Here is a 22,662-nt window from a genome sequence, read left to right on the forward strand (position 1 = left end):
ACTCCTTGGGGTGAACCACCTGTGCCTGCATGAGCCCAGCCGATCAGGGCCGATCAGCAAACAATGCAGCAGCGGCGGACGCTCTACACGGCACTTCGCTGCTACTTAGCCAGTGCCGCAGTGTGCCGAGCAGCTCATCGCGACTGATCGGCTTGGCCAGATAATCATCGGCGCCGGCGGCAATGCATTTGTCCCGATCGCCCTTCATCGCATGGGCAGTCAGGGCGATGATCGGGATGCTGCAGTGATGCTCCTGCTTGAGCAGGCGAGTTGCGGTGTAACCGTCCATATTAGGCATGGCCATATCCATCAGGATCAGGTCGAAAGGCTCTTGCGGGTAACGCTCGATGGCCTCCAGTCCATCCTTGGCCGCGCTGCTCTTGATCCCCACCTCATCGAGCAACGCAGTCATGGCGTAGACATTGCGCACATCGTCATCCACCAGCAACACTCTCCGCCCCGCCAGCGGCTGGCTGAGCGACTGCACAAGCGGGCTCTGGACGGGATCGCGCACACTGCCGAGGAAGCCCTGCACGGCCAGCCCCAGCTCCCGCATATCCTCACCGTGCTTGCGCACCACCACTGCGGAATAACGCCTGAGCCGCTGCAGCGCCTGTTGCGCCACGTCCACACCGGTATTGATCACCACCCGAGTACCATTCAGCGGGCGCTGACGGTCCAGACTATCCAACAGCTCGAAACCATCCTGATCGGGCAGGTCGAGATCGATCACTAGGGCCGTAAAGTGTCCTGCAGCATAGGCAGCGCAGGCTTCCTCGCCGGTGCTGCAGGTGATCACGGCAAAACCCAGCTGTTGCAGGTGCTCACGGTAATGCTCGCGCTCGACCTCGACGTCTTCCACCAGCAGCAGCGTCTGGGCCAAGGGTTGGTCGCTGCCCTGCAGCTCGATGAAGACCTGCTCAAGGTCCTCGCGATCGATGGGTTTAACCAGGTAGTGAGTACCGTCATCATTCCAGCCGACCGGCTGCGGCACGCAGGAAATGATGTTCACCGGCGTACTGCGGTTGCTGGCCTGGCCGCGCAAACGGCGAAACAGCTGCCAGCCACTGATATCCGGGAGCAGGATATCCAGGATCACTGCGCTGAAAGACTCCTCCTCCAGCAACTTGAGCGCTTGCAAGCCCGTACGGCAATGCACGCTGGTGAAACCATGGGCATGCGCCGCCTCGATGATCACTGTAGCGAAGTTGGGATCATCTTCGATGATGAGAACCGCCGGCCCCACGCCACTTCGCTGCGCGGGTTCAGTAGCGCCAGCGCCCTCGACCGGCGCCTCCACGCGCACCGGCAAACGCAGGGTAAAGCAGGAACCTTGCGCGGGCGCACTTTGCAGGCCCATCTCGCCGCCCATGGCCTGCACCAACTGCCGGGTGATCGCCAGCCCCAGCCCGGTACCGCCAAAACGGCGACTGGTGGAGCCGTCGATTTGCTGAAACGCCTGAAAAATCTGCTCATGCTGTTCGGCTGCGATGCCGATACCGGTATCGCGCACGCTGAAGAGCAACGGCATGCTCGGCTCATCACCAGCGCTTGGCTCGCAGGTGACTGTCAGGCTCACTTCACCCTGCTCGGTAAACTTGAAGGCATTGGACAGCAAATTACGCAGGATCTGCTGCAACCGCGCACGGTCTGTGTGCACCACCCGTGGCACCTCGGCCCCCAGCGTGGAGTGCAGGCGCAAGCCCTTGAGCTCGGCCATAGGCCGCATGCTGGCATCCAGTTCTACCAGTAGCTCCTGTAGATTCAGCGGCTCCAGCTTGAGGTCGATGTGTCCGGACTCGACTTTGGCCAAATCGAGGATGCTGTTGATCAACTGCAGCAGATCGCTGCCGGCGCGGTGGACAATGTCGGCGTGCTTGACCTGCTTCTCCGTGAGAGTGGCGCCGCGGTTCAGACGCAGTTGATCGCTGAGGATCAGGATGCTGTTGAGTGGGGTGCGCAGTTCATGCGACATGTTGGCCAAAAATTCGGACTTGTAGCGGCTGGCCAGGGTCAACTGCTCGGCCTGGTCGCGTAGGCGTTGCTCCGCGGCCTTGCGCTCGCTGATGTCAATAATCACCGCCTGCACCAGCGCTTCCTCGCCACTACGGATCGGCGAAAGCCTCACCTCAAGAGGAATCAAACGACCATCGCGGTGTTGGCCGAACAGCTCGCGGTTGCTGCCCATACGCCGCCGCTCGGGGTCGTCCTGGTAGCCGCGGCGGACCCCCACATGCGCCTCGCGCTGTTCTTGCGGTACAAGTTTTTCCACCGGCTGACCAAGCAGCGCCTGACGCGTATAGCCGAACATCTGCTCGGTCTGCTGGTTGACCATGGCAATCTGCCCAGCACTGTCAATCAGGACAATCGAGTTGGGCGACGCCTCAACCACCAGACGAAAGCGTTCTTCGGCACTTTTACGTGCCCTCAAGTCGATCAAATTGAGTACGTAAGTGGCCCCCTTCGACTCTGCCAACACACTCAAACTCAGCGACACGGGCACACTGATGCCACTGTCTCGACGCGCCTCATAATCATTGCCCAACAGCGGGCTATCGCCTTTAGCGGCCAGCTCGCCGAAGTCATCCAGCTTTGGCAGGAAGCGCCGAACTCGCTCACCCATCAGGGCTGCGGCTGGGCACTCAAGCAGCTCAGCGGCGCTGCGGTTAGCCATTTCGATGCGCCCTTCGGCATTGCAGAGCAGGGTCGCGACCGGCAGTTGCTCGATCAGCAGGCGGAAACGTTCTTCGCGCTCACCTAATTGTCGGGTCGCCAACCGGTTAGCATTCAACTCGCGCTCGCGCAGGTACAGGTAACCGCCGATCAATAGCGCCAACAAGCCGCTGGCAATCAGCCCCATCCACAAGCTGAAGGTCCGGCTTCGACTACCCATGGCCGCTTCGTAATCTGCGGTGCTGCCTACCTCCAGCACCCAAGTTCGCCCGAACAGTGGCAACTCAAGGGTCTGCCGCAGACGTGACGGCAACGCGGCGGCCGGCTGATTGGCACTCAGCAGATCGGTGTCCAGCGCGGACAAGTCCTTGATCGTGATATCGAATAGGCGACTCTGTGGCCCGAGAATCCCCGCCATCAGGTCGTGGCTACGAAACGCCCCGTAGACAAAGCCAAGTAATGCCGCGCGGCGTTCCTCCACGCTGCTCAACGGCATGCCCGCCTGAAACACCGGCAGGTACAGCATCACCCCGCCCTGCACATCCGCCTCGGTTTCCTGCTTGAGGGTGAGCGGCGCAGTCAGGGCCGCGGCACCATTACTCAGAGCTTGTTCAATCGCTGCCCGGCGCACGGACTCGCTGAACATGTCATAGCCCAAGGCGCGACGATTGCGCCAGTCGTACGGACTGATGTAATTGATCAGCACATACTCATCACGCGGATCGGGAGGAAACACCCGGTAGTCGCTACGCCCGGCTGACTGGACGCCAGCCAGGAAATCGTCGAGCTGCTCCTGTTTCAGGTAGCGCGCCCAACCCAGCGCCTGCATGCCGGGATAGCGATCCTGCAACTGCAGCTGATCGACGGCCCGCTCCCACTCCTGATACGAGACACTCTCACTGCCGAGCAGTAGACCGGACATGCCACGCAAGACCATTTCATAGGCACGCATGCGGGTAACCACCCGCTGTCCGACATCTTGCGCCTCGAGCTGAAATCGTTGCTGAACACCCTCTCGGTTGCGGGCTTCGAAACTCTGCCACAACCAGACGCTCAGTGCGCCGAACCCCAACAATAACGCCAGGGTGACCCCGAGCGGCAGTCGGTATTTTTGGGAAATAGCACTCGATCTGTCGTCCATGAGCGTTCCACGTTATATCCATAACGGGCAGCCACACAGCGGCCCCTCGCGGAGGCTTTCACAGCCCTCGAGAGGATAATAGTCAGGAATTGGAGAACCGGCCTTGTACCAGCAGATATTTACTAGGTGGCGCCCCCAACAAGCCACCAGCGCAACAGGCTTGTTGGGGGGCGAGAGTGGCTTACTGCGGGCGCAAATTGATCTCAACGCGGCGATTCTGCGCGCGGCCGGCCTCGCTGGCGTTGCTGGCGATCGGCTGGTTCGGCCCGGCACCGTAGGACGAAATCCGCGGTGCTGGTACGCCGTTACTGGTCAGGTACGACGCGACGCTTTGCGCGCGGCGATTCGACAGGTTCTGATTCAGTTCCAGCGAACCGGTGCTGTCGGTGTGGCCGACGATGTCGATGCCGTTCTTGTCGAACTCCTTGAAGACCGTGACCAGCGAATTGAGGGTCGCGTAGAAACCGCTGGAAACATCCGACGAGTTGCTGGCGAAGGTGATATTGCCCGGCATGATCAACTTCAGATCATCGCCATTGCGCTGCACCTGCACACCAGTGCCTTGCAGGGTCTGGCGCAACTTGGCTTCTTGCGTGTCGGCGTAATAGCCATAGCCACCGCCTGCGGCGCCACCCACTGCCGCGCCAATCAGCGCGCCTTTGCCCCGGTCTTTCTTGCTCGAAGTGGCTGCACCAATCACCGCGCCGGTTACAGCACCGATACCGCCGTAGATCCCGGCTTTACCGGCTTCACGTTCGCCGGTGTAAGGATTGGTGGTACAGCCAGCCAGAAGGGTAATGCCCGCTGCTGCAAATGCCAGATTGCGCCATTTAGTCATGATTATTCCTTTGTTATTGCGTGTTGTGTCAGATCTTGATCGGAGTTTTCGAAATCGGATCTGACCTTAAGTTCCTCACCAGCTTAGCAAGATCTGCCACGATGAATTGCCAATCATGCCCGCACGAATGGGTTCTCGCGCATTTCATCGCCCAACCGGGTCTGCGCCCCATGTCCGGTAATCACGGTGGCGTCCTCGTCAAGACTGTACAGGCGCTGCTTGATCGAGCGCTCGATCGTCGGGTAATCGCCGCCCCACAGATCGGTACGGCCGATACCCCGACGGAACAAGGTATCGCCGGCGATCAGCAACTTGTCCTGGGGGAACCAGAAACTCATCGACCCCGGTGTATGCCCTGGAGTGTGCAGCGCCACACCACAACCGCAGTCCAGCGCCTGATCGTCGACCAACCACTGATCTGGCGCGGGCACCGGCACATAGGGCACGCCGAACATGCGGCATTGCATTTCCAGGCTATCCCAGAGGAACTGATCTTCCTTATGCAGGTGCAGGGTCGCGCCGGTCTTCTCCTTCATCTGCCCGGAGGCGAGGAAGTGATCCAGATGGGCATGGGTGTGGATGATGCTCACCACGTTGAGGCCATGGGCTTCAAGGCGCGCCATGATCAACTCGGGATTGCCACCGGGATCGACCACGATCGCCTTCTTGGTCACGGGGTCGCCGATGATCGTGCAGTTGCACTGCAAAGGCCCGACGGGGAAGGTTTCGCGGATTAGCGCGGTCTTTGCGGCGTCCATGGGTACTCCTGCAGGGTTGATGGCACAATTTTGGCACAGTGCGATTGAAGATGGCGACGCTCAGGAAGAAAGGCCCTTACCAGTGGCACGCCAAAATCAGGCGTAAAGGGTGGCCCCAACAGACCCGCACACTCAATACCCAGGCAGAGGCAAAAATCTGGGCAACCATGTTCGAGCGGGAAATGGATGCAGCCGTATTCGTCAGCCGCAATGAAGCCGAGACCACCACCTTCGGCGAAGCCAGCGAACGCTACTCTCGCGAAATCACCTGCAACAGACGCAGCAACGCCGCCGAGCTCTCGCGCCTCACTGCCCTGCTCCGTCACCCACTGGCCTGTCGTGCACTCGCTAGCTGCCGGAACCGCCCCCGGATTTCCTAGACACTTTCCAAACTCAATAAATGTTGTTTTTCGAACTCTACCGGGGCCAGCTGGTAGACCCCCCCAACGCCAACTTGAACACAAGGTCGCGGCGCAGGCTGTTGGCGTCATTGCCCCGTCGACCTAGCCGCAGGCACGTTGATAGATCCATTGGCGCGGCAGGTCGACGACGCGGTGCTCGATGGAGGACGGATAGCCGCCATCATGGATCGCTTCAGCCAGACGGCCGATCAGCCCGCACTGCGGTTCGATGCCACTTAGCAGCAATCGGCCAAAATCACTCGAGCGCGCGCCTGCAAAACTGGCGATGGCAGGAAAACGCAGCTGGCCCGGGGTAGAATCACGCATGTCTCGGTTAAGCTTCGGACGAAGAGTTATTGGCATAACTCCTTTTATATCAAAATATTAAACGAGACCCGCCTCTGCCTATGAAAGATCCGGGCTAACTATGCGCAGATTTGCCTGTGATCAGAACAACGTCTTGAGTGCCAGCGTCGCTACCACGCCGGCTAATAAAACCGCCACGACACCTAACAACCGCCGACTAAACCCTTGGTTTCGCGGCACCGCAGCCGGCCCTGAGCTGAGCGGAACGGCAGAGCGTAGCGGATTCCTGGCACCCGCATGGCTGACCTGGGGTTTGCTGTTACCCGGCTGGGGCAGGTCAATGGCGCGCATAAAGACCGTGGCATCTTCATCCTCGGCTTGCGCGACTGCGGTCTTGGGGCCGATCACCAACAGCGTCACCGAGCCCATTTTCAGTTGATCACCTGGCTGCAAGACAGCCATAGCGACCTTCTGCTGGTTGACCAGTACGCCGTTGGCCGAGGCCAGATCCTTAACCTCCAGCACATCATCCTTGAGGAAGAACTCACAATGCCGACGCGACAGCTCCATGTCGCTAAAGCACAGCTCACACTTTGACGAGCGCCCGAATGTCATCGAGCCGTTGACGTGAAACTTCTTGCCCTCATGCTCACCCTTGGCGACCTGCAAGAACCAGCGCGCACTGACAGCGGTTTTCACCTTGCTCTTGGTCGGGTCAACGAACAACAGTTCCACAGTACCCAGACGTACGCAGTCGTTGGTGCGAATCTGGTAGCGGGCGCTAATACGCTCGTCGTTGACGAAGGTGCCCGCCTGGCTGCCGCAGTCAGTGAGGTAGTAATAACCGTGGTCCTGGCGAATCTCGGCATGGAAAGAGCTAATGCCGGCATCGGCCAGAACCAGGTTGTTACGACCATCCTGACCGATGGTCAGACGCTCGTCGACCAGCCAGATCGGCGCTTGGCGATTGTCGCTGAAATGAATCCTGAGCATGTTTGGCGCTTACCTTGTGTAAGTGACGCAAAGCCAAAAAACGCAACCCATTAACGCATGTCACTGTCGCCCAAGGCCGGTGCTAATGGCCTGTATGGCTAGTTCAATGAGTCTATGTCGGCGTTTGGGGCCCCCGATACTACGTTGCCGCTCCTCGCCATAGCCCACTATGGCTCGTCGCAGCGCTGGGTCTCGGAACCTCAACCCTCCGAACTTGAGTTAACCCCCTAACCGTACAGGCCACTAGTCACAGTCACCGGACTATGAGTTTCACCACATTCACTTGTTGAAGATATTGTTCCACAGTCGCTTGATCGGGTTCTGTGTGGTTTGTTTTTGCGAACTCGTTGCTCGCGCTGCGGGCTTGCTGGCCGGCACCCGCGGCGCCTGGGCCAACTGTACGCGGCGCTCATGAGCATCATAGAGTTTTAGCAGGGCTTCATTGGCCGGCTCCACTTCCAGCCCTTGTTTGATGTATTCCAAGGCCATTCTGTACTCGCGTCGCCCATAGGCCCGTTGGCTTTGCTCGATAAAGCGCTGCGCAATGCGATTAATACCCGCCAGAGCCAATAGGTTGTCCGGCTGCCAAGCCAACACTTGGCGAAAATAGAACGTCGCACTGTCATCCTCTGGCAACCATAGCCGATCTTCCACAAGGCGCTGCTCAGCGCGCTCCAGGTAACCGTCGATTCGCGCCTGTAACACCCGCTTCAAGCCCTCAAGGGCTTGAGCGTTGCCGTGATCGAGCAACAACGCCTGGCGGTAGTAGTAATCGGCGTTATTCTGCGGCGGCTCGAGCAGCTTGCCTTCGCCCAGGCGCTGTTCGGCTTGAGCGATAAAGTCGGCGATTTGCATGTGTTGGTAACCGTAGTAACCGGCCCACCCAGCCCCACTCAACAATAGGACACCAAGCAGCGCCCAGGGCAGAACGTTGCGTCGTGCACTCGTCCCCTTGCGGGCATGAGCCTGATCCAACTTGAGCCCAGGGCCGATGCGGGTGCTATCCGGGTCAGACTCCTGCAACTCGTCCAAACTGGCGAGCAATACCCGGCAGTCCACAAAGCGTTCGTCCGGGTTCTTGGCCAGCATGCGATCGAGCAACCATTGATAACTCTGCAGATGCACCGGTAGATTGGGTAGTTCCATCTGCACGTGATTCATCACGGTCTGGGTGTAGCTAGCGCCGCGATAAAGGTTAGTACCAGTGAGCATCTCCAGCAGGATTACGCCAAGACTGTAAATGTCACTACGGGCATCCAGCGCCAAGCACTGGGCCTGTTCCGGACTGCTGTACGCTGGGCTGCCGACCGCGATACCGAACTGAGTCAGGTCGTGATCCAGCGTCACTTCCTTGGCCACGCCAAAGTCGCTGATCACCGCAGTGCCGTCATCACGAAAGAGGATGTTGGCCGGTTTGATGTCGCGGTGCACCAAGCCATGGTCATGCACCACGGCCAGACCGCTGGCGATCTGGCGGACTATCTGCAACGCACGGTGCGGCGCGAAGACTTCACCCTTGTGCTGCGCCAGGTCGCCGCCGGCGACGAACTCCATCGCCAGGTAGTAACGGCCATCGGCGAGCATGTCGATGTCATGGATGGTGATGATTGAGGGGTGATGCAGGCCGGCCACTATGTGGCCTTCCTTGATGAAGCGCTGACTGAACGCCTCGTCATGGGCGCTGAGCAACACTTTCACCGCGACCTTGCGGTGCAACGAGAGCTGGGTGGCCAGGTAGACCTCGGCCATTCCGCCCTTTCCCAGGCGGCCATGCATGCTATAGCCAGGAATCTCAATCAAGTCTTCATTCATCTGGGTCAACGCACACCGAGTGATTACTTCGTTAGGGGTTTGAATAATTTACTGAGAAACCCGCGCGGCCGAGCCGCAGCCACCGGTTCGACCGAGGCGCGCCCGAGTACGATGCAAGAGATGTTGTCACGCCCACCCATTTGGTTGGCCTGGGCAATCAACTGCTCCACCAGTTCGTCGAGGCCGTTGGCGCTAGCACAGACTTGCTGGATTTGCGGGTCGATCAACTCCCCGGTCAGCCCATCGCTGCACAGCAACAACAGCTCATGTGGCCCTAGACTGCCCCGCGCCTGTCCGACTTCGATGACCTGATGGTCGCGCCCCAGGCACTGGAAAATGACATTACGCTGAGGATGGCTGCGCGCCTCCTCGGGGCTCATTTCGCCGGCATCGATCATCGACTGCACCCAGCTGTGATCACGGCTCAAGCAGCTGATGCAGTCGGCATCGACGCGATAGGCGCGACTGTCGCCAACCCAAACAATCTCGAAATCGACCCCCGAAAAGCGCACGGCGACTAGGGTAGTGCCCATTCCGCGGCAATCGGCATCGCCCTCGGCAGCGGCGAGGATGGCGCAATTGGCCGCATGTACGGCGGTCACCAAATCCTGCCCTTCGGCACAGGCGGTACCTAGCGTTTGCAGCGCCAGAGCACTGGCCACTTCACCGCGTAGATGGCCGCCCATGCCATCGGCGACCGCCCATAAACCCAACTCGGGACAGCACAATAGCGCATCTTCATTGTGCCCTCGTACCTGGCCAACGACAGTCTGCGCCGCGTACACCAGAGGTTCTCCAATTTGCGTCATCGACCGGCCTACTTCTTAAGAATCTGGAGGGCTGCGTGACATACAGCGTAGAGGTGCTTGCGACAGTGCGCACAATACCCTCAGGGTTCGCTGCAGTCATCGACCGCCCCACTCCCCCATGAACAGATATTCACCCAGATTAAGCATAAGCCTAGCAGCCTGGCGGACTTGAGTTCATGGGCAGGGCATCAATAACGAAGACGAAGTCATTCGCCTAACCACTTAGATAGTTCCAGGATTTTTTTGCCAATAAATTCATTAAAACAAGTGGATTCAGGCTAGTTTTTGCTAACAAGTGACGTGTTTTTTGCGAAAAACAGCCATGCACTTCAGGCTCCAGGCCAGGCAAACCAGGCGCCATTCGCCATTCGCCGCTCACCTTGCCCCTGCTCCGCAGCAGAAACTGACGAAAGCCCATGACCAACTTGATGATGCCAAACACCGACTCAACCGTCTGTTTGCGCAGGGCATAGAGGCGGCTTGCCGCCAGGTTTCTTGCCGAAGCGTGCCGTACGCGCCGCACGCTTAGCCAGTTTCTCCTGGTAGACGGCATGCTCCTGTTCCAAGCGCACGCGAGCGGGCGCCTCGATCTTGGCCTTCGCGGCGTCCATGGCCAGCAACCGTTCTTGCCGACGCTTAATCTCGTCCGGCAAGTCGATGCTGTCAGGCTGTGCGTAGCGCCTTCATACCGGCGCAGGCTCACTCCACAAGCGGAGCATCTTCGGCCACGCAGCGTACGGCCCGCTTGCGCTGATCGACCAGTACACCACTGAGGCCTTTCTGTTCCAGGTCGAACAGCACCACGACGCCATCTACGCACTGCGCCACCTGGTTGGCCGGTTTGAGGGAGACCTTGTAGTCCTCGCCGGGAACGGTCTTGAGCATGGTGTAGTCAGAGAGCAGCAAAGCGTCTTCCGGCTGGGCGAAGTGCAGGTAGCCGTAGTAGCCGAGGACCGCCACTGTGGCGCAGATGCTGCCGATGCCGGTGAGGATCAGGGGGATGGGGTTCAGTTCACTCATTACAGACTCTCGAGGTTGGACGTTTCAGCAAAAATAATCGCCTAGCGAACCAGATGGCTGGCTGACCGGCGAGCTACGAAGTGACACTGACAGTCGCGACAGGCGGCGCAGCTTGATACAAACCCACGCCGTTGCAAAGTGGCGATCATTTACCGTCGGCGCGCACTTGCTCACGGGCTTTGAAGGTCGCCGCGTAGATGCGCTCGGCCAGGCGTGAGAATGGCAGGCTCTGCACCCAGACCGTGCCAGTACCTTTGAGAGTCGCCAGGACGATACCCTCGCCGCCGAACAACATGCTTTTCAGCCCGCCGGCCAGGGCGATGTCGTAATCGATACCGCTGGTAAAGGCCACCAGGCAACCGGTGTCGAGGCGCAGGGTCTGGTTGTTCAGCTCCTTACGGATCACCGTGCCGCCGGCATGCACGAAGGCCAGACCGTCACCCTCGAGCTTTTGCAGGATAAAGCCCTCGCCGCCGAAGAAGCCGGCGCCCAGGCGCTTGTTGAAACTGATACCGACAGCGGTGCCGTAGGCGGCGCAGAGAAAGGCGTCTTTCTGGCAGATCAGGCTGCCGCCGTGCTCGGCCAACTTGATCGGCACCACGGTGCCCGGATACGGCGCGGCAAAGGCGACCCGCGCCTGGGTTTTGCCGGCATTGGAGAAATGCGTCATGAACAGCGATTCGCCGGTGAGCATGCGCTTGCCGGCGCTCCACAATTTGCCCAGCATCCCGCTCGCCGCGCCATCGCCCATGCGCGTCTCGAAGCGCACGCCGTCGGTCATGTAGTTCATCACCCCGGCTTCGGCGATCACCGTCTCACCGGGGTCGAGGATGATTTCCACACTCTGCGCCGAGGCGCCGAGAATTTCGTAGTCGAGTTGATGGCTGGGCATGCGGGGCTCCTGGCAGTTTGAATTGGGCGCTTTCCCAGATGCATCCGGGCTACGGTTCACCTATTTAAGGGCTAGGAGAGTAACGAGCGAAGGGTAGGCGGGGACGCCTAGTTAAGGCGCGCACGGCCTGAAAAAGCGGAGTTTACGACTGTAAATGAGCATTTTTCAGGCCGTGCGCAACGCCGCATAACCGAGTGCAGTAGCTCCTAGAGGATGTTGGCGTAGTCGGCTTCGATCCGGTCCAGACTCAGGTGATTGAGGAAGTTGGAGAAACACATCCAGGCCGACAGGGCGTTGAGGTCCTGGAACTGCGGCGGCAGGTATTTCGGCGGGGCGACCAGGCCCTCGTCGACCAATTGGCGCAGGGTGCGCATATCTTCCAGGGTGGTTTTACCGCAGAACAACAAGGGTATCTGCTCCAGCTTGCCCTTGCGCACGGCCAACTGGATGTAGTTGTAGACCATGATGAAGCCCTTCAGATAGGACAGATCCTTGGTGAACGGCAGCCCGGTCGGGGTCGAGCCACGGAACACCCGACTGGCATTGCTGTAGCCCTCCTCCAGACTGAAGCCCTGTTCGCGGTAGAACTCGAACACCTGGAGAAAGTCCGCACCCTCCTCGGCCATGTGGATACCGCGCGTACGATTGGTCAGCTTGCGCAGACGGGTCGGGTAGGAGGCGAAGGTAATCACCTCCATCAGAATCGCCAGGCCTTCCTGGGTCACAGTAGAGGATGGCGGGCCCTTGGCCAGGAAGGTACAGACCGGCTGATTCAGGCCATTCAGGGTAGTCGCCACATGCACCAGGCCTTCATGCACTTCTAGGGCCTTGACGTCACGCTGGTTGAACATCGCATCGGCGCGAATCTTGATGTAATCGGCACCGGCAGCGGCGTCGGCGAGGATGCCATCGGACTCGAACACCCGAATGGTGTCTTCTGCCTCGCCAAACACCTTGTTCAGCCGGTGCTGCAACAGGTCGACGGCCTGCTTGGCAGTGAGGTCTTTCGGCTCGTCCTCGAGGTCGCCACGCTTGTCGATGTTGTTCAGGTAGCCGGAAAACATCAGGCCCAGGTCGGACAGGGTCGGGTCGCCGGCATGGAAGGCATCCGACGCCGCGCCGTAGAGCTCCTGCGAGATCAGGCCAAAGTCCTCGGTGCCGCGCGCTTCAAGCATGCGAATGACCATGCGGTATTCGCGGCACATGCGCCGCATGATCTGCCCGACCGGATTGAATTGGCCCAACTGGCGGGTGACGTCGCGCTCGATATTCTGGAACTCCAGCTTCTTCGCCGCTGCATCGAAGGCCAACGGCCGACTGTCGTAATAGGCACGATCTACCGCCGGCAGTTTCTTGCCTTTGTGCTTGATAAAACCCTCGCGAATGCTGTCGTCCCACTTCACCGCATCCAGCACACGAATCGGCGTCTGCGCCTCGACAATCCGGTCGGACAACGCCCGCACGGTAAGCTGATAGTCGTCCAACCCAGTGAGACTGTTCATCGCTCCCTCATTATTTGGTCATTAACTAACTATGGACCGACGCGCTGAAAGCGCGCGACCTCGATAAATACATCCGAATTGGCCTGGTCGTCGAGATAGGCAAATACGGCATCCAGTGGGCTGGTAATCAATACCCCCTCACCCTGCTGCGTATCGACTGACTTGCCTTGCAACGTGCCTGCCTCAAGCTCCTGCAGGATGCGCTCGACATCCAGGGTGTGGATCACCAGCTCATTGTCGGCGGTCAGTTCGAAACCGGCGATGGCGAAGTTGCCACCCAAGTTTTGCGGCAGACCCGCCGACAGATACCAGCGCCGGCCATGATGGGCCACGGTGAAACCGTACTTTTCCAGGCTATCGAGGTTGTCCGGGCTGCCCTTGTAGGTTCTGGCCTCGTAGAGGCTGGAGCCGGCACGGGTAATGTCCAGATAGTAGCGCTCTCCCCATTCGTCCTTGCGCGACCATTCGCCGAGCAGAGGGATGGGCGCCGCTTCGTTGGCTGGAATCGGGTCGTTGAAGGTCACCAGACAGCCACTCAACAGCAGCAAGGACAAGGCAACCGCTACGCGCCAGGCATTCATTTCGCTCTCCTTGTGAAAACAATTCGACCACGCCTGCAGATAATCCTTGAGAGCCCCCCGGCCGCAGGGCGCTACTCAGAGTGCCAACACTACATGCATATAGCGTTTAAGAATGGCCAACATGTCCTCATTATCCAACTGCTCGAGCCCATCGAGCAGGCCCTGATACTCCATCCAGCCAATAATCGCCGTCAACAGCTTGGCATCCTGCTCGGGCTGCGCTGAACCCAACACCTGGCAAAACTGGCTGACGCCCTGCAAGAGAATCTGCCGATGGGCGCGCACCAACTCGTGCAAGCGCGGATTGAGCAAGGCTTCCTGTTTGAAGGCCTGCTCGGCGAGCAAATGGTCACGACGGCTAAGCAGTTGATGGCGCACGTACTCCAGCGCCAAGCGGGCAATCTCGTCTGCCAGGTACTGGCGTGCCTGCACGCTGCCATCGAGCGCGTCGAGCAACGCCTGCAACACACCCTCGGTGCTGCTCCAGAATTTGGCCATGTAGGCAGCGCTGCGTTCAACGAACTGGGCGAAGGTATCGGTGATCAGGTCATCGATATCCTTGAAGTAATAGGTGGTGGCCGACAGCGGCACCCCGGCTTCGGTGGCTACCGCGCGATGGCGTACGGCGCGCACGCCATCGCGCACGATGATGGCCATGGCGGCATCGAGAATCGCCTGACGACGCTGCTCGCTGCCCTGCCGGCTGGTTTTGCGGCCCTGGTACTGCACACTCTGGGCCACGGCATTGGCCACACTGGTGGCGCTATCTTGGGCAGGGGTGGAACTCACGGCTGGACGTCCTCGCGGCACTAAAAACAGCGACATCTCGTGTTAGGCAGTATTGCGCAGAATAATTTCAGCGCCAGACAACAAAAAGCCGCCCGAGGGCGGCTTGGCTTCACGCCTGCGGGCGCATGTGCGGGAAGAGGATCACGTCGCGAATCGACGGCGCATTGGTCAGCAGCATCACCAGGCGGTCGATACCGATACCTTCACCGGCGGTCGGCGGCATGCCGTACTCCAGGGCGCGGACGAAATCGGCATCGTAGTGCATGGCTTCGTCGTCGCCGGCGTCCTTGTCGGCCACCTGGGCCTGGAAGCGTTCGGCCTGGTCTTCCGCGTCGTTCAACTCGGAATAGGCGTTGGCGATTTCACGGCCGCCGATAAACAGCTCGAAACGGTCGGTGACGCTGGGGTCTGCATCGTTGCGCCGGGCCAGCGGCGACACTTCGAACGGGTATTGGGTGATAAAGGTCGGTTGCTCCAGCTTGTGCTCGACCAACTCTTCGAAAATCATGGTTTGCAGCTTGCCCAGGCCTTCGTAGCCCTTCACGTCGGCGCCGACGGTCTCGGCGATGTCCCGCGCCTTGTCGATATCGCGCAGATCTTCGGCACTGATTTGCGGGTTGTACTTGAGGATCGAATCGAACAGCGACAGGCGGGCGAACGGCTCGCCGAAGTGGAACAGCTTCTCGCCGTAGGGCACGTCGGTCGAACCCAGCACCAGCTGCGCCAACTCGCGGAACAGCTCCTCGGTGAGGTCCATCATGTCTTCGTAATCGGCGTAGGCCTGGTAGAACTCGAGCATGGTGAACTCGGGGTTGTGCCGGGTCGACACGCCTTCATTACGGAAGTTGCGGTTGATCTCGAACACTCGCTCGAAACCGCCAACCACCAGGCGCTTGAGGTACAGCTCCGGGGCGATGCGCAGGAACATCTGCAGGTCCAGGGCATTGTGGTGAGTTTCGAACGGCTTGGCCGCGGCGCCGCCCGGAATGGTCTGCAGCATCGGCGTTTCCACTTCGAGGAAGTCGCGCTGCATGAGGAAGGTACGGATATGGGCGATCACCTGGGAGCGCACGCGGAAGGTGTCGCGCACCTCCTCGTTGACGATCAGGTCGACATAGCGCTGGCGATAGCGGGTTTCGGTATCGGTCAGGCCGTGGTGCTTGTCCGGCAGCGGACGCAGCGACTTGGTCAGCAGACGCACCTGGGTCATCTCGACGTACAGGTCACCCTTGCCGGAACGCGCCAGGGTGCCTTCGGCGGCGATGATGTCGCCCAGGTCCCAGGTTTTCACCTCGGCCAGTTTTTCTTCCGCCAGGGTCTTGCGATTGACGTACACCTGGATGCGCCCGCTCATGTCCTGAATGACCATGAAGGAGCCGCGGTTGAGCATGATGCGACCAGCGACCTTGACCGGGATAGCGGCGTCGGCCAGCTCTTCCTTGGTCTTATCGACGTACTGTTTCTGCAAGTCCGCGCAGTAGCTGTCGCGACGGAAATCGTTGGGGAAGGCGTTGCCCTGCTCACGCGCGGCGGCAAGCTTTTCCTTGCGCTGGGCAATCAGCTTGTTTTCTTCCTGTTGCAGTTCGTGCTGGTCGAGTTGTTGGTCGCTCATGGTCTCTGGTCTTTCCTGGTAATCGTAGGCTGGTGCTGAGCGCAGCGATGCTCAACATCCGGCCAATGGGCCGGCCTCCTACGCAAATGCAGCGCCGCTCGTTGGGCCTGACCGGCCCAACCTACATTACGTGTGGTTAAAGCCCCTGTTTCAGGCTGGCCACCAGGTACTCGTCAATATCGCCGTCGAGCACGTTGACGCAGTCGCTACGCTCGATATTGGTCCGCAGATCCTTGATCCGCGACTGATCGAGCACGTAGGAGCGAATCTGATGCCCCCAGCCGATGTCCGACTTGGTGTCTTCCAGGGCTTGCGAGGCGGCATTGCGCTTCTGCACTTCCTGCTCGTACAGGCGCGCCCGCAACATCTTCATCGCGGTGTCTTTGTTGGCGTGCTGCGAGCGTTCGTTCTGGCAACAGACCACGGTATTGCTCGGCACGTGGGTAATCCGCACCGCCGAGTCGGTGGTGTTGACGTGCTGACCACCGGCGCCCGAAGAGCGGTAGGTGTCGATACGCAGGTCCGACGGGTTGATGTCGATTTCGATGTTGTCATCGATTTCCGGCGAGACGAACACGGCCGAGAACGAGGTGTGACGACGGTTGCCGGAGTCGAACGGACTCTTGCGCACCAGGCGGTGCACACCGATCTCGGTGCGCAGCCAGCCGAAGGCGTACTCGCCCTTGATGTGCAGGGTCGCGCCCTTGATCCCGGCTACTTCACCGGCCGACAGCTCCATGATGGTGGCGTCGAAACCGCGCTTGTCGGCCCAGCGCAGGTACATGCGCAGCAAGATGTTGGCCCAGTCCTGGGCTTCGGTGCCGCCGGAGCCGGCCTGGATGTCCAGGTAGGCGTTGTTGGCGTCCATCTCGCCGCTGAACATGCGGCGAAATTCCATCTTCTCGAGGATGCCGCGCAGGCGCTCGACCTCGGCCGCGACATCGTCGACGGCGCCCTGGTCTTCTTCTTCGGCAGCCATCTGCAGCAAGTCGCGGGAGTCGACCAGGTTGCCGTCGAGGTCGTCGATAGTCTCGACGATCAACGCCAGAGCGGCGCGCTCACGCCCCAGATTCTGGGCGTATTCGGGGTTGTTCCAGACGTTCGGGTCTTCGAGTTCGCGATTTACTTCAACTAGACGATCATGCTTTTGATCGTAGTCAAAGATACCCCCGAATAGTCTGGGTGCGCTCGGACAGGTCCTTGAGGCTATTCAGGATCGGGTTGATTTCCATGGCTGGCGGCACTCGCAGGTAAAACTTTCGGAAAAGCCGGCGAGTATACCGTAGTCGCACTAGCTCTGGCAGCCCGCACGCGGCCGTGATTGGCCAGGCGGCAGACCAGCGGGCGCTCAGCCGGCAACGCCCTCGCCCACGGGCCGCGCCAGGCTAACCTCCTGGCCCGGCCAAGATTGCGGCTCGAGAATCAACTGCGCAGCTTTCTCGGCGATCATCAACACCGGCGAACAGGTGTTGCCCGAGACGATGCTCGGCATGATCGACGCATCGGCGATACGCAGCCCCGGCACACCATGTACGCGCAACTGCGCATCGACCACCGCAGCGCGCCCCGAGCCCATCTTGCAGGTGCCGACCGGATGAAAAATCGTGGTACCGATCTCCCCCGCCGCCCGCTGCAGGTCTTCCTGGCTCTGGTAACTCGGCCCCGGCTTGTATTCCTCGGGCTTGAAGGCCGCCAGCGCCGGCGCGGCGACGATGCGTCGAGTCAGGCGGATGGCATCGGCCGCCACCTGCAAGTCACGCTGGTCACTCAGGTAGTTGGGTTGAATCAACGGCGCCTGCGCGACGTCCAGCGAACGTATTTCGACCTTGCCACGGCTGTGCGGACGCAGGTTGCACACCGAGGCGGTGAAGGCCGGAAAGTCATGCAGCGGCTCGCCGAAACGCTCCAGCGACAGCGGCTGCACGTGGTACTGCAGGTTGGCCGATGCCTGCTCGGCACTGGACCGGGCAAACGCGCCCAACTGGCTCGGCGCCATGGCCAGCGGGCCGCTGCGCTTGAACAAGTACTCCAGGCCCATGCCCAGCTTGCCCCACAGGCTGCCGGCGATTTGATTGAGGGTCGGCACGCCGCTGACCTGGTAGATCAGCCGTAGCTGCAAATGATCCTGCAGGTTCTCGCCCACGCCGGCCAGCTCGTGCTGCACGCCGATGCCCAGGCGCTGCAATAACGGCCGCGGACCGATACCCGAACGCTGCAGCAGTGCCGGCGTGCCGATCGAGCCGGCACACAGGATGATCTCGCGGCGCGCCCGGATCAGCCGCTCGCGACCCTGCCAGCGCAGACTCAGCGCATCGGCGCGGCCCTCGGCGAGCACCACCCGCTGCACCTCGGCACCCGTCAGTACGCGCAGATTGGGCCGTTGACGAATATCGCGGAGGAAGGCTTTCGCCGCGTTCCAGCGTACGCCACGGCGCTGATTGACCTGGAAATAGCTGCAACCTTCGTTATCGCCCGCGTTGAAATCTTCGATGCTGGCGATACCGCTCTGCCCCGCGGCCTGACGGAAGGCTTCCAGCACCTGCCAGGACAGGCGCTGGCGTTCGACCCGCCACTCGCCTGCCGCGCCATGCACCGCGCTGCTGCCGGCGAAATGGTTCTCCGTGCGTTTGAACAGCGGCAAGACATCATCCCAGGCCCAGCCGAGATTGCCGGCCGTCGCCCAAGCATCGTAGTCGCGGGCCTGGCCGCGCATGTAGATCATGCCGTTGATCGACGAGCTGCCGCCCAGCACCCGGCCGCGCGGATAGTTCAGCGCACGGCCGTTCAGGCCGGGTTCGGCCTCGGTGGAATAGCACCAGTCGGTGCGCGGGTTGCCGATGCAATACAGGTAACCGACCGGAATATGGATCCACGGATAGTTGTCACGCCCGCCGGCCTCCAGCAGCAACACCCGTACCGCAGGATCGGCAGACAGGCGATTGGCCAACAGGCAGCCGGCCGGTCCGGCCCCGACGATCAGGTAGTCGTAGCTGTCCTCGAGTTGCTGCATCGGTGCCCTCGTCATGCTCGTGTTGATGCCAATGACCTCCAGCCTAGCCGCTCGGGCCGCGCGGCAGAATGATCATTTGGTCTGAGATAGACGCGGTGAATGGCAACCGGGCCGGTAAATCCCATGTTCCCGTGCAAGGTCTGCGACAGCGTCATCCACCCTATCGCGCCCTGGTAACCCGGATGCAATCTAAGGATGGAGTGCCCGGGCAATGCGCCGCCACCCGCAGAGAAAAGCAAACCACCCGAACCACCGGGAACCCTTGCTGGGGGTTTGCCCAGCCATGTTTTGCAGCAGAACCTGACCGGAGTTGAGTAGCTGATCGAGCAAACCACGGGCATTCATCGACACGTCTCCTGGCAGTCAAAGGCGTGCGCACCACCTATGGCTCTTACAACGCTGGCCAGGATTGCACTGCGGCCTGCCGCATCTATGCTCAAACAAGTATCCATGACCGTTTAGCCGCGGAGCTGGGTGATGCCGTGAGCAACTTGCGCGTTGCCCGCAAGACGGACGCGGACAACGCGATCGGCCCGCTGATCAGTGCGCGCCAGCGCGACCGAGAGGCCCGTTTCGTCGAGCGCGCCCTTGGTCAGCCGCATATCGAGCACGTCACCGGCGCCGCCGTGCATTCCGGCCCCGATTTCTATTACCAGCCGACCCTGCTCGCCGGCTGCAGACAGCCAGCGCGAGGTGTTCGGCCCGGTGGTCACCGTCACCCGTTTCGACGAACTGGTTACCGCGGTGGACTGGGCCAACGACTCCGCATACGGCCTGGCGTCTTCGCTGTGGGCCGACAACCTGGACAAGGCCGTGCAGGTCGCCGCGCGTCTGCAGTACGGCAGCACCTGGATCAACAGTCACTTCATGCTGGTCAGCGCGATGCCCCATGCGGCCTCAAGCGCTCCGGCCACGGCAAGGATCCGTCCAGCGATTCGCGGCAGGACTACAGCGTGGTGCGCCACATCATGGCTCGCCACGGCGAGCAACTGGATTGCGCAGGTAGTAGCAAAAATCAGCCCCGCAAGGGCGAGCAACGCGCCGTGCAACTGTCCCGAACCCAACAATAGACAAGAGGGAATTCCAATGTTCGTGCAAAAAACCGCTTTGTTGAGTGCGCTGACCAGCGCACTGCTGGCCAGCGCCAGCCTGCAAGCCGCCGAGCCGCTGATGGCGGTCGGAGCCGGCGAAGGGCGCCTGGATATCGTCGCCTGGCCCGGTTATATCGAGCGCGGCGAGACCGACAAGGGCTACGACTGGGTCACTGGTTTCGAGCAGCAGACCGGCTGCATGGTCAACGTCAAGACCGCCGCCACCTCCGACGAAATGGTCAGTCTGATGGCCAAGGGCGGCTACGACCTGGTCACCGCCTCGGGCGACGCCTCGCTGCGCCTGGTCGCCGGCAAGCGCGTACAGCCGATCAATATCGACCTGATTCCCAACTGGAAGTCGCTCGACGAGCGCCTCAAGGACGCACCCTGGCACACCGTTGCCGGCCAGCATTACGGCACCCCCTATCAATGGGGACCGAACGTGCTGATGTACAACAGCAGCGTGTTCAAAGAGGCGCCGACCAGCTGGAAGGTGGTGTTCGAGAAGCAGACCCTGCCCGATGGCAAGAGCAACGAGGGTCGGGTCCAGGCCTATGACGGCCCGATCTACATCGCCGACGCGGCGCTCTACCTCAAGGCGACCAAGCCCGAGCTGGGAATCGACGACCCCTACCTGCTCAACGAGGCGCAGTACGCCGCCACCCTGGCCCTGCTGCGCCAGCAACATGAACTGATCCACCGTTACTGGCACGACGCCACGGTGCAGATGAGCGACTTCAAGAACGAAGGGGTGATCGCCTCGGGCTCCTGGCCGTATCAGGTCAACGCCCTGCAGGCGGAAAGCCAGCAAATCGCCTCAGTGGTGCCGGTAGAGGGCGCCACTGGCTGGGCCGACACCACCATGCTGCACGCCGAGGCCAAGCACCCGAACTGCGCCTACAAGTGGATGAACTGGTCGCTGGAGCCCAAGGTGCAAGGCGACCTGGCCTCCTGGTTCGGCTCCCTGCCGGCGGTACCCGCCGCCTGCCAGGGTAATGAACTGCTCGGCGCCGAAGGTTGCAAGACCAATGGCTTCGACAAGTTCGAGCAGATCGCCTTCTGGAAGACCCCGCAGGCCGAGGGCGGAAAATACGTGCCCTACAGCCGCTGGACCCAGGACTACATCGCCATCATGGGCGGCCGTTGATCCTGTCATCGCGCTGGCTGCGCGGTCCGTGGGCCGCGTTGTGTCCTCGCACGAACCGCTCGCTCACGGAGCTTCGGTGTGAGCCACACACGGGGAGCGATCTGATGGCGGCTGGCTAAAACCTTATCCAGCCGCGCATCCCGAGCAGTTGGTTTCACCGTGACACATCCACCCTGCCCCGTATCGGCAAAGCCTGGCAGCCAGGGCGGGATGGCTGGTTTTTTCTCCTGGAGTTTTTTGACATGACCCTTGCAGTGCAATTCACCGGTGTGTCGCGCGTGTTCGGCGAGGTCAAGGCCGTCGACCGGGTGTCCATCGACATCCAGGATGGCGAATTCTTCTCCCTGCTCGGCCCCTCGGGCTCGGGCAAAACCACCTGCCTGCGCCTGATCGCCGGTTTCGAGCAGCCCAGCGCCGGCAGCATCCGCATCCACGGCGAGGAGGCCGTGGGCCTGGCGCCCTATCAGCGCGACGTCAACACGGTGTTCCAGGACTACGCACTGTTCCCGCACATGAACGTGCTGGACAACGTCGCCTACGGCCTCAAGGTCAAGGGCGTGGGCAAGAGCGAGCGCTATGCCCGTGCCGAAGAGACCCTGGCCCTGGTCGCCCTGGATGGCTACGGCCCGCGCAAACCGGCGCAACTGTCCGGCGGCCAGCGCCAGCGCGTGGCCCTGGCCCGCGCCCTGGTCAACCGGCCACGGGTGTTGCTGCTGGATGAACCGCTCGGCGCCCTCGACCTCAAGCTGCGCGAGCAGATGCAGGGCGAACTGAAGAAGCTGCAACGCCAGCTCGGCATCACCTTCATCTTCGTCACCCACGACCAGACCGAGGCGCTGTCGATGTCCGACCGTGTCGCGGTGTTCAACCAGGGTCGCATCGAGCAGGTCGACAGCCCGCGCAACCTGTACATGAAGCCGGCGACCGCGTTCGTCGCCGAGTTCGTCGGCACCTCCAACGTGCTGCGCGGCGAGCTGGCCAAACGCCTGACCGGCCAGGCCCTACCCTGCTCGATCCGCCCCGAGCACATTCGCTTCGCCGACGACCAGGCGGCCACCAGCGGCGAGGTGGAAGTCAGCGGCCTGCTGCTCGACATCCAGTACCAGGGCGCGGCCACCCGCTATGAAATCCAGCTGGATAACGGCCAGAATCTCAGCATCAGCCAGGCCAACGATCAGTGGCAGGCCGGCACCTCGGCTTTCCAGCCGGGCCAGGCCGTGACCGCGCGCTGGGCCCGGGCGGCCATGGTCGCCCTGCAGGACGGCGCGACGAGTGAGGGTCACTGAG

The 22,662-nt window shown here is 61.1% G+C and carries 19 protein-coding genes and 2 pseudogenes; 4 read left to right on the forward strand and 17 right to left on the reverse strand.

The genetic code is table 11. The features are described from left to right. Positions 1-43: 43 nt before the first annotated feature. From B2D37_RS12140 to B2D37_RS12150, 3 genes are all read right to left on the reverse strand, one after another. Positions 44-3,814 (reverse strand): CHASE domain-containing protein, encoded by a 3,771-nt coding sequence (locus tag B2D37_RS12140; protein ID WP_079202925.1) that lies wholly within the window; start codon positions 3,812-3,814, stop codon positions 44-46. A gap of 181 nt (positions 3,815-3,995) precedes the next feature. Then, complete coding sequence (locus tag B2D37_RS12145) at positions 3,996-4,652, reverse strand: OmpA family protein (RefSeq protein ID WP_079202926.1); 657 nt, start codon at positions 4,650-4,652, stop codon at positions 3,996-3,998. Positions 4,653-4,765: 113 nt separating this feature from the next. Beyond that, positions 4,766-5,410, reverse strand: a complete 645-nt coding sequence (locus tag B2D37_RS12150) for an MBL fold metallo-hydrolase (RefSeq protein WP_079202927.1) — start codon at positions 5,408-5,410, stop codon at positions 4,766-4,768. Between the two features lie 182 nt (positions 5,411-5,592). On the opposite strand from B2D37_RS12150, the gene B2D37_RS23335 reads away from it, so the two are divergent. Continuing rightward, entirely contained in the window at positions 5,593-5,790 is a 198-nt protein-coding gene (locus B2D37_RS23335) for a hypothetical protein (RefSeq protein WP_177345220.1), read from the forward strand. A gap of 61 nt (positions 5,791-5,851) precedes the next feature. Here B2D37_RS23335 and B2D37_RS12160 read toward each other — a convergent pair. The 14 genes and pseudogenes from B2D37_RS12160 to B2D37_RS12220 form a co-directional block, all read right to left on the reverse strand. After that, positions 5,852-6,138, reverse strand: a pseudogene (locus B2D37_RS12160) (transposase); the annotation flags it as partial. Positions 6,139-6,258: 120 nt separating this feature from the next. Next, a complete protein-coding gene (locus B2D37_RS12165; RefSeq protein ID WP_079202930.1) occupies positions 6,259-7,110 on the reverse strand; it encodes an FHA domain-containing protein in 852 nt (283 codons plus the stop codon). A gap of 279 nt (positions 7,111-7,389) precedes the next feature. Further along, positions 7,390-8,922, reverse strand: coding sequence for a serine/threonine-protein kinase (locus tag B2D37_RS12170; protein WP_079202931.1), 1,533 nt, complete (start codon positions 8,920-8,922; stop codon positions 7,390-7,392). A 23-nt stretch (positions 8,923-8,945) separates the two neighbouring features. Beyond that, a complete protein-coding gene (locus tag B2D37_RS12175; RefSeq protein ID WP_079202932.1) occupies positions 8,946-9,731 on the reverse strand; it encodes a PP2C family serine/threonine-protein phosphatase in 786 nt (261 codons plus the stop codon). A gap of 214 nt (positions 9,732-9,945) precedes the next feature. Then, entirely contained in the window at positions 9,946-10,173 is a 228-nt protein-coding gene (locus tag B2D37_RS24180; RefSeq protein WP_371915467.1) for a hypothetical protein, read from the reverse strand. 4 nt (positions 10,174-10,177) lie between these two features. Next, the gene (locus tag B2D37_RS23345) at positions 10,178-10,342 is read right to left on the reverse strand and encodes a hypothetical protein (protein ID WP_177345166.1); all 165 of its coding nucleotides are present in this window, start codon (positions 10,340-10,342) and stop codon (positions 10,178-10,180) included. An 88-nt stretch (positions 10,343-10,430) separates the two neighbouring features. Continuing rightward, positions 10,431-10,751 (reverse strand): hypothetical protein, encoded by a 321-nt coding sequence (locus tag B2D37_RS12185; RefSeq protein WP_079202934.1) that lies wholly within the window; start codon positions 10,749-10,751, stop codon positions 10,431-10,433. A 145-nt stretch (positions 10,752-10,896) separates the two neighbouring features. After that, positions 10,897-11,643 carry a TIGR00266 family protein gene (locus B2D37_RS12190; RefSeq protein ID WP_079202935.1) on the reverse strand — a complete coding sequence of 249 codons (747 nt, stop codon included), beginning with the start codon at positions 11,641-11,643 and terminating at the stop codon, positions 10,897-10,899. Between the two features lie 206 nt (positions 11,644-11,849). Then, positions 11,850-13,145 (reverse strand): flavohemoglobin expression-modulating QEGLA motif protein, encoded by a 1,296-nt coding sequence (locus tag B2D37_RS12195; RefSeq protein WP_177345221.1) that lies wholly within the window; start codon positions 13,143-13,145, stop codon positions 11,850-11,852. A 29-nt stretch (positions 13,146-13,174) separates the two neighbouring features. After that, positions 13,175-13,726, reverse strand: coding sequence for a hypothetical protein (locus tag B2D37_RS12200; RefSeq protein WP_079202936.1), 552 nt, complete (start codon positions 13,724-13,726; stop codon positions 13,175-13,177). A 75-nt stretch (positions 13,727-13,801) separates the two neighbouring features. After that, positions 13,802-14,515 carry a TetR/AcrR family transcriptional regulator gene (locus B2D37_RS12205; protein ID WP_256573074.1) on the reverse strand — a complete coding sequence of 238 codons (714 nt, stop codon included), beginning with the start codon at positions 14,513-14,515 and terminating at the stop codon, positions 13,802-13,804. A 109-nt stretch (positions 14,516-14,624) separates the two neighbouring features. Continuing rightward, the gene (gene lysS / locus B2D37_RS12210) at positions 14,625-16,127 is read right to left on the reverse strand and encodes a lysine--tRNA ligase (RefSeq protein WP_079202938.1); all 1,503 of its coding nucleotides are present in this window, start codon (positions 16,125-16,127) and stop codon (positions 14,625-14,627) included. Between the two features lie 136 nt (positions 16,128-16,263). Then, positions 16,264-17,359 (reverse strand): peptide chain release factor 2 gene (prfB, locus tag B2D37_RS12215; protein WP_154067087.1). Its coding sequence is split into 2 segments (ribosomal slippage): positions 16,264-17,286 and positions 17,288-17,359, totalling 1,095 coding nucleotides; the frame shifts between segments, so codons are not numbered across the junction. Between the two features lie 116 nt (positions 17,360-17,475). Beyond that, positions 17,476-19,137, reverse strand: coding sequence for a GMC family oxidoreductase (locus B2D37_RS12220; protein WP_154067088.1), 1,662 nt, complete (start codon positions 19,135-19,137; stop codon positions 17,476-17,478). 362 nt (positions 19,138-19,499) lie between these two features. On the opposite strand from B2D37_RS12220, the pseudogene B2D37_RS12225 reads away from it, so the two are divergent. The 3 genes and pseudogenes from B2D37_RS12225 to B2D37_RS12235 all read left to right on the forward strand — a co-directional run. After that, positions 19,500-20,129, forward strand: a pseudogene (locus B2D37_RS12225) (aldehyde dehydrogenase family protein); the annotation flags it as partial. A 94-nt stretch (positions 20,130-20,223) separates the two neighbouring features. Then, the gene (ydcS, locus tag B2D37_RS12230) at positions 20,224-21,375 is read left to right on the forward strand and encodes a putative ABC transporter substrate-binding protein YdcS (protein ID WP_079202940.1); all 1,152 of its coding nucleotides are present in this window, start codon (positions 20,224-20,226) and stop codon (positions 21,373-21,375) included. A gap of 242 nt (positions 21,376-21,617) precedes the next feature. Beyond that, on the forward strand, positions 21,618-22,661 hold the full coding sequence (locus tag B2D37_RS12235; protein ID WP_079202941.1) for an ABC transporter ATP-binding protein: 1,044 nt from the start codon (positions 21,618-21,620) through the stop codon (positions 22,659-22,661). Position 22,662: the final 1 nt, after the last annotated feature.

This window comes from Pseudomonas sp. CC6-YY-74 (genome assembly GCF_002025205.1).
Classification (GTDB): domain Bacteria; phylum Pseudomonadota; class Gammaproteobacteria; order Pseudomonadales; family Pseudomonadaceae; genus Aquipseudomonas; species Aquipseudomonas paeninsulae.

Coding starts and splice junctions, on each gene's coding strand:
- lysS (WP_079202938.1), bottom strand. CDS start 16,127: ATGAGCGACCAACAACTCGACCAGCACGAACTGCAACAGGAAGAAAAC.
- B2D37_RS12175 (WP_079202932.1), bottom strand. CDS start 9,731: ATGACGCAAATTGGAGAACCTCTGGTGTACGCGGCGCAGACTGTCGTT.
- B2D37_RS12235 (WP_079202941.1), top strand. CDS start 21,618: ATGACCCTTGCAGTGCAATTCACCGGTGTGTCGCGCGTGTTCGGCGAG.
- B2D37_RS12170 (WP_079202931.1), bottom strand. CDS start 8,922: ATGAATGAAGACTTGATTGAGATTCCTGGCTATAGCATGCATGGCCGC.
- ydcS (WP_079202940.1), top strand. CDS start 20,224: ATGTTCGTGCAAAAAACCGCTTTGTTGAGTGCGCTGACCAGCGCACTG.
- B2D37_RS12220 (WP_154067088.1), bottom strand. CDS start 19,137: ATGCAGCAACTCGAGGACAGCTACGACTACCTGATCGTCGGGGCCGGA.
- B2D37_RS12200 (WP_079202936.1), bottom strand. CDS start 13,726: ATGAATGCCTGGCGCGTAGCGGTTGCCTTGTCCTTGCTGCTGTTGAGT.
- B2D37_RS12140 (WP_079202925.1), bottom strand. CDS start 3,814: ATGGACGACAGATCGAGTGCTATTTCCCAAAAATACCGACTGCCGCTC.
- B2D37_RS12195 (WP_177345221.1), bottom strand. CDS start 13,145: ATGAACAGTCTCACTGGGTTGGACGACTATCAGCTTACCGTGCGGGCG.
- B2D37_RS12190 (WP_079202935.1), bottom strand. CDS start 11,643: ATGCCCAGCCATCAACTCGACTACGAAATTCTCGGCGCCTCGGCGCAG.
- B2D37_RS23345 (WP_177345166.1), bottom strand. CDS start 10,342: ATGGACGCCGCGAAGGCCAAGATCGAGGCGCCCGCTCGCGTGCGCTTG.
- B2D37_RS12145 (WP_079202926.1), bottom strand. CDS start 4,652: ATGACTAAATGGCGCAATCTGGCATTTGCAGCAGCGGGCATTACCCTT.
- B2D37_RS12185 (WP_079202934.1), bottom strand. CDS start 10,751: ATGAGTGAACTGAACCCCATCCCCCTGATCCTCACCGGCATCGGCAGC.
- B2D37_RS23335 (WP_177345220.1), top strand. CDS start 5,593: ATGGATGCAGCCGTATTCGTCAGCCGCAATGAAGCCGAGACCACCACC.
- B2D37_RS12150 (WP_079202927.1), bottom strand. CDS start 5,410: ATGGACGCCGCAAAGACCGCGCTAATCCGCGAAACCTTCCCCGTCGGG.
- B2D37_RS12165 (WP_079202930.1), bottom strand. CDS start 7,110: ATGCTCAGGATTCATTTCAGCGACAATCGCCAAGCGCCGATCTGGCTG.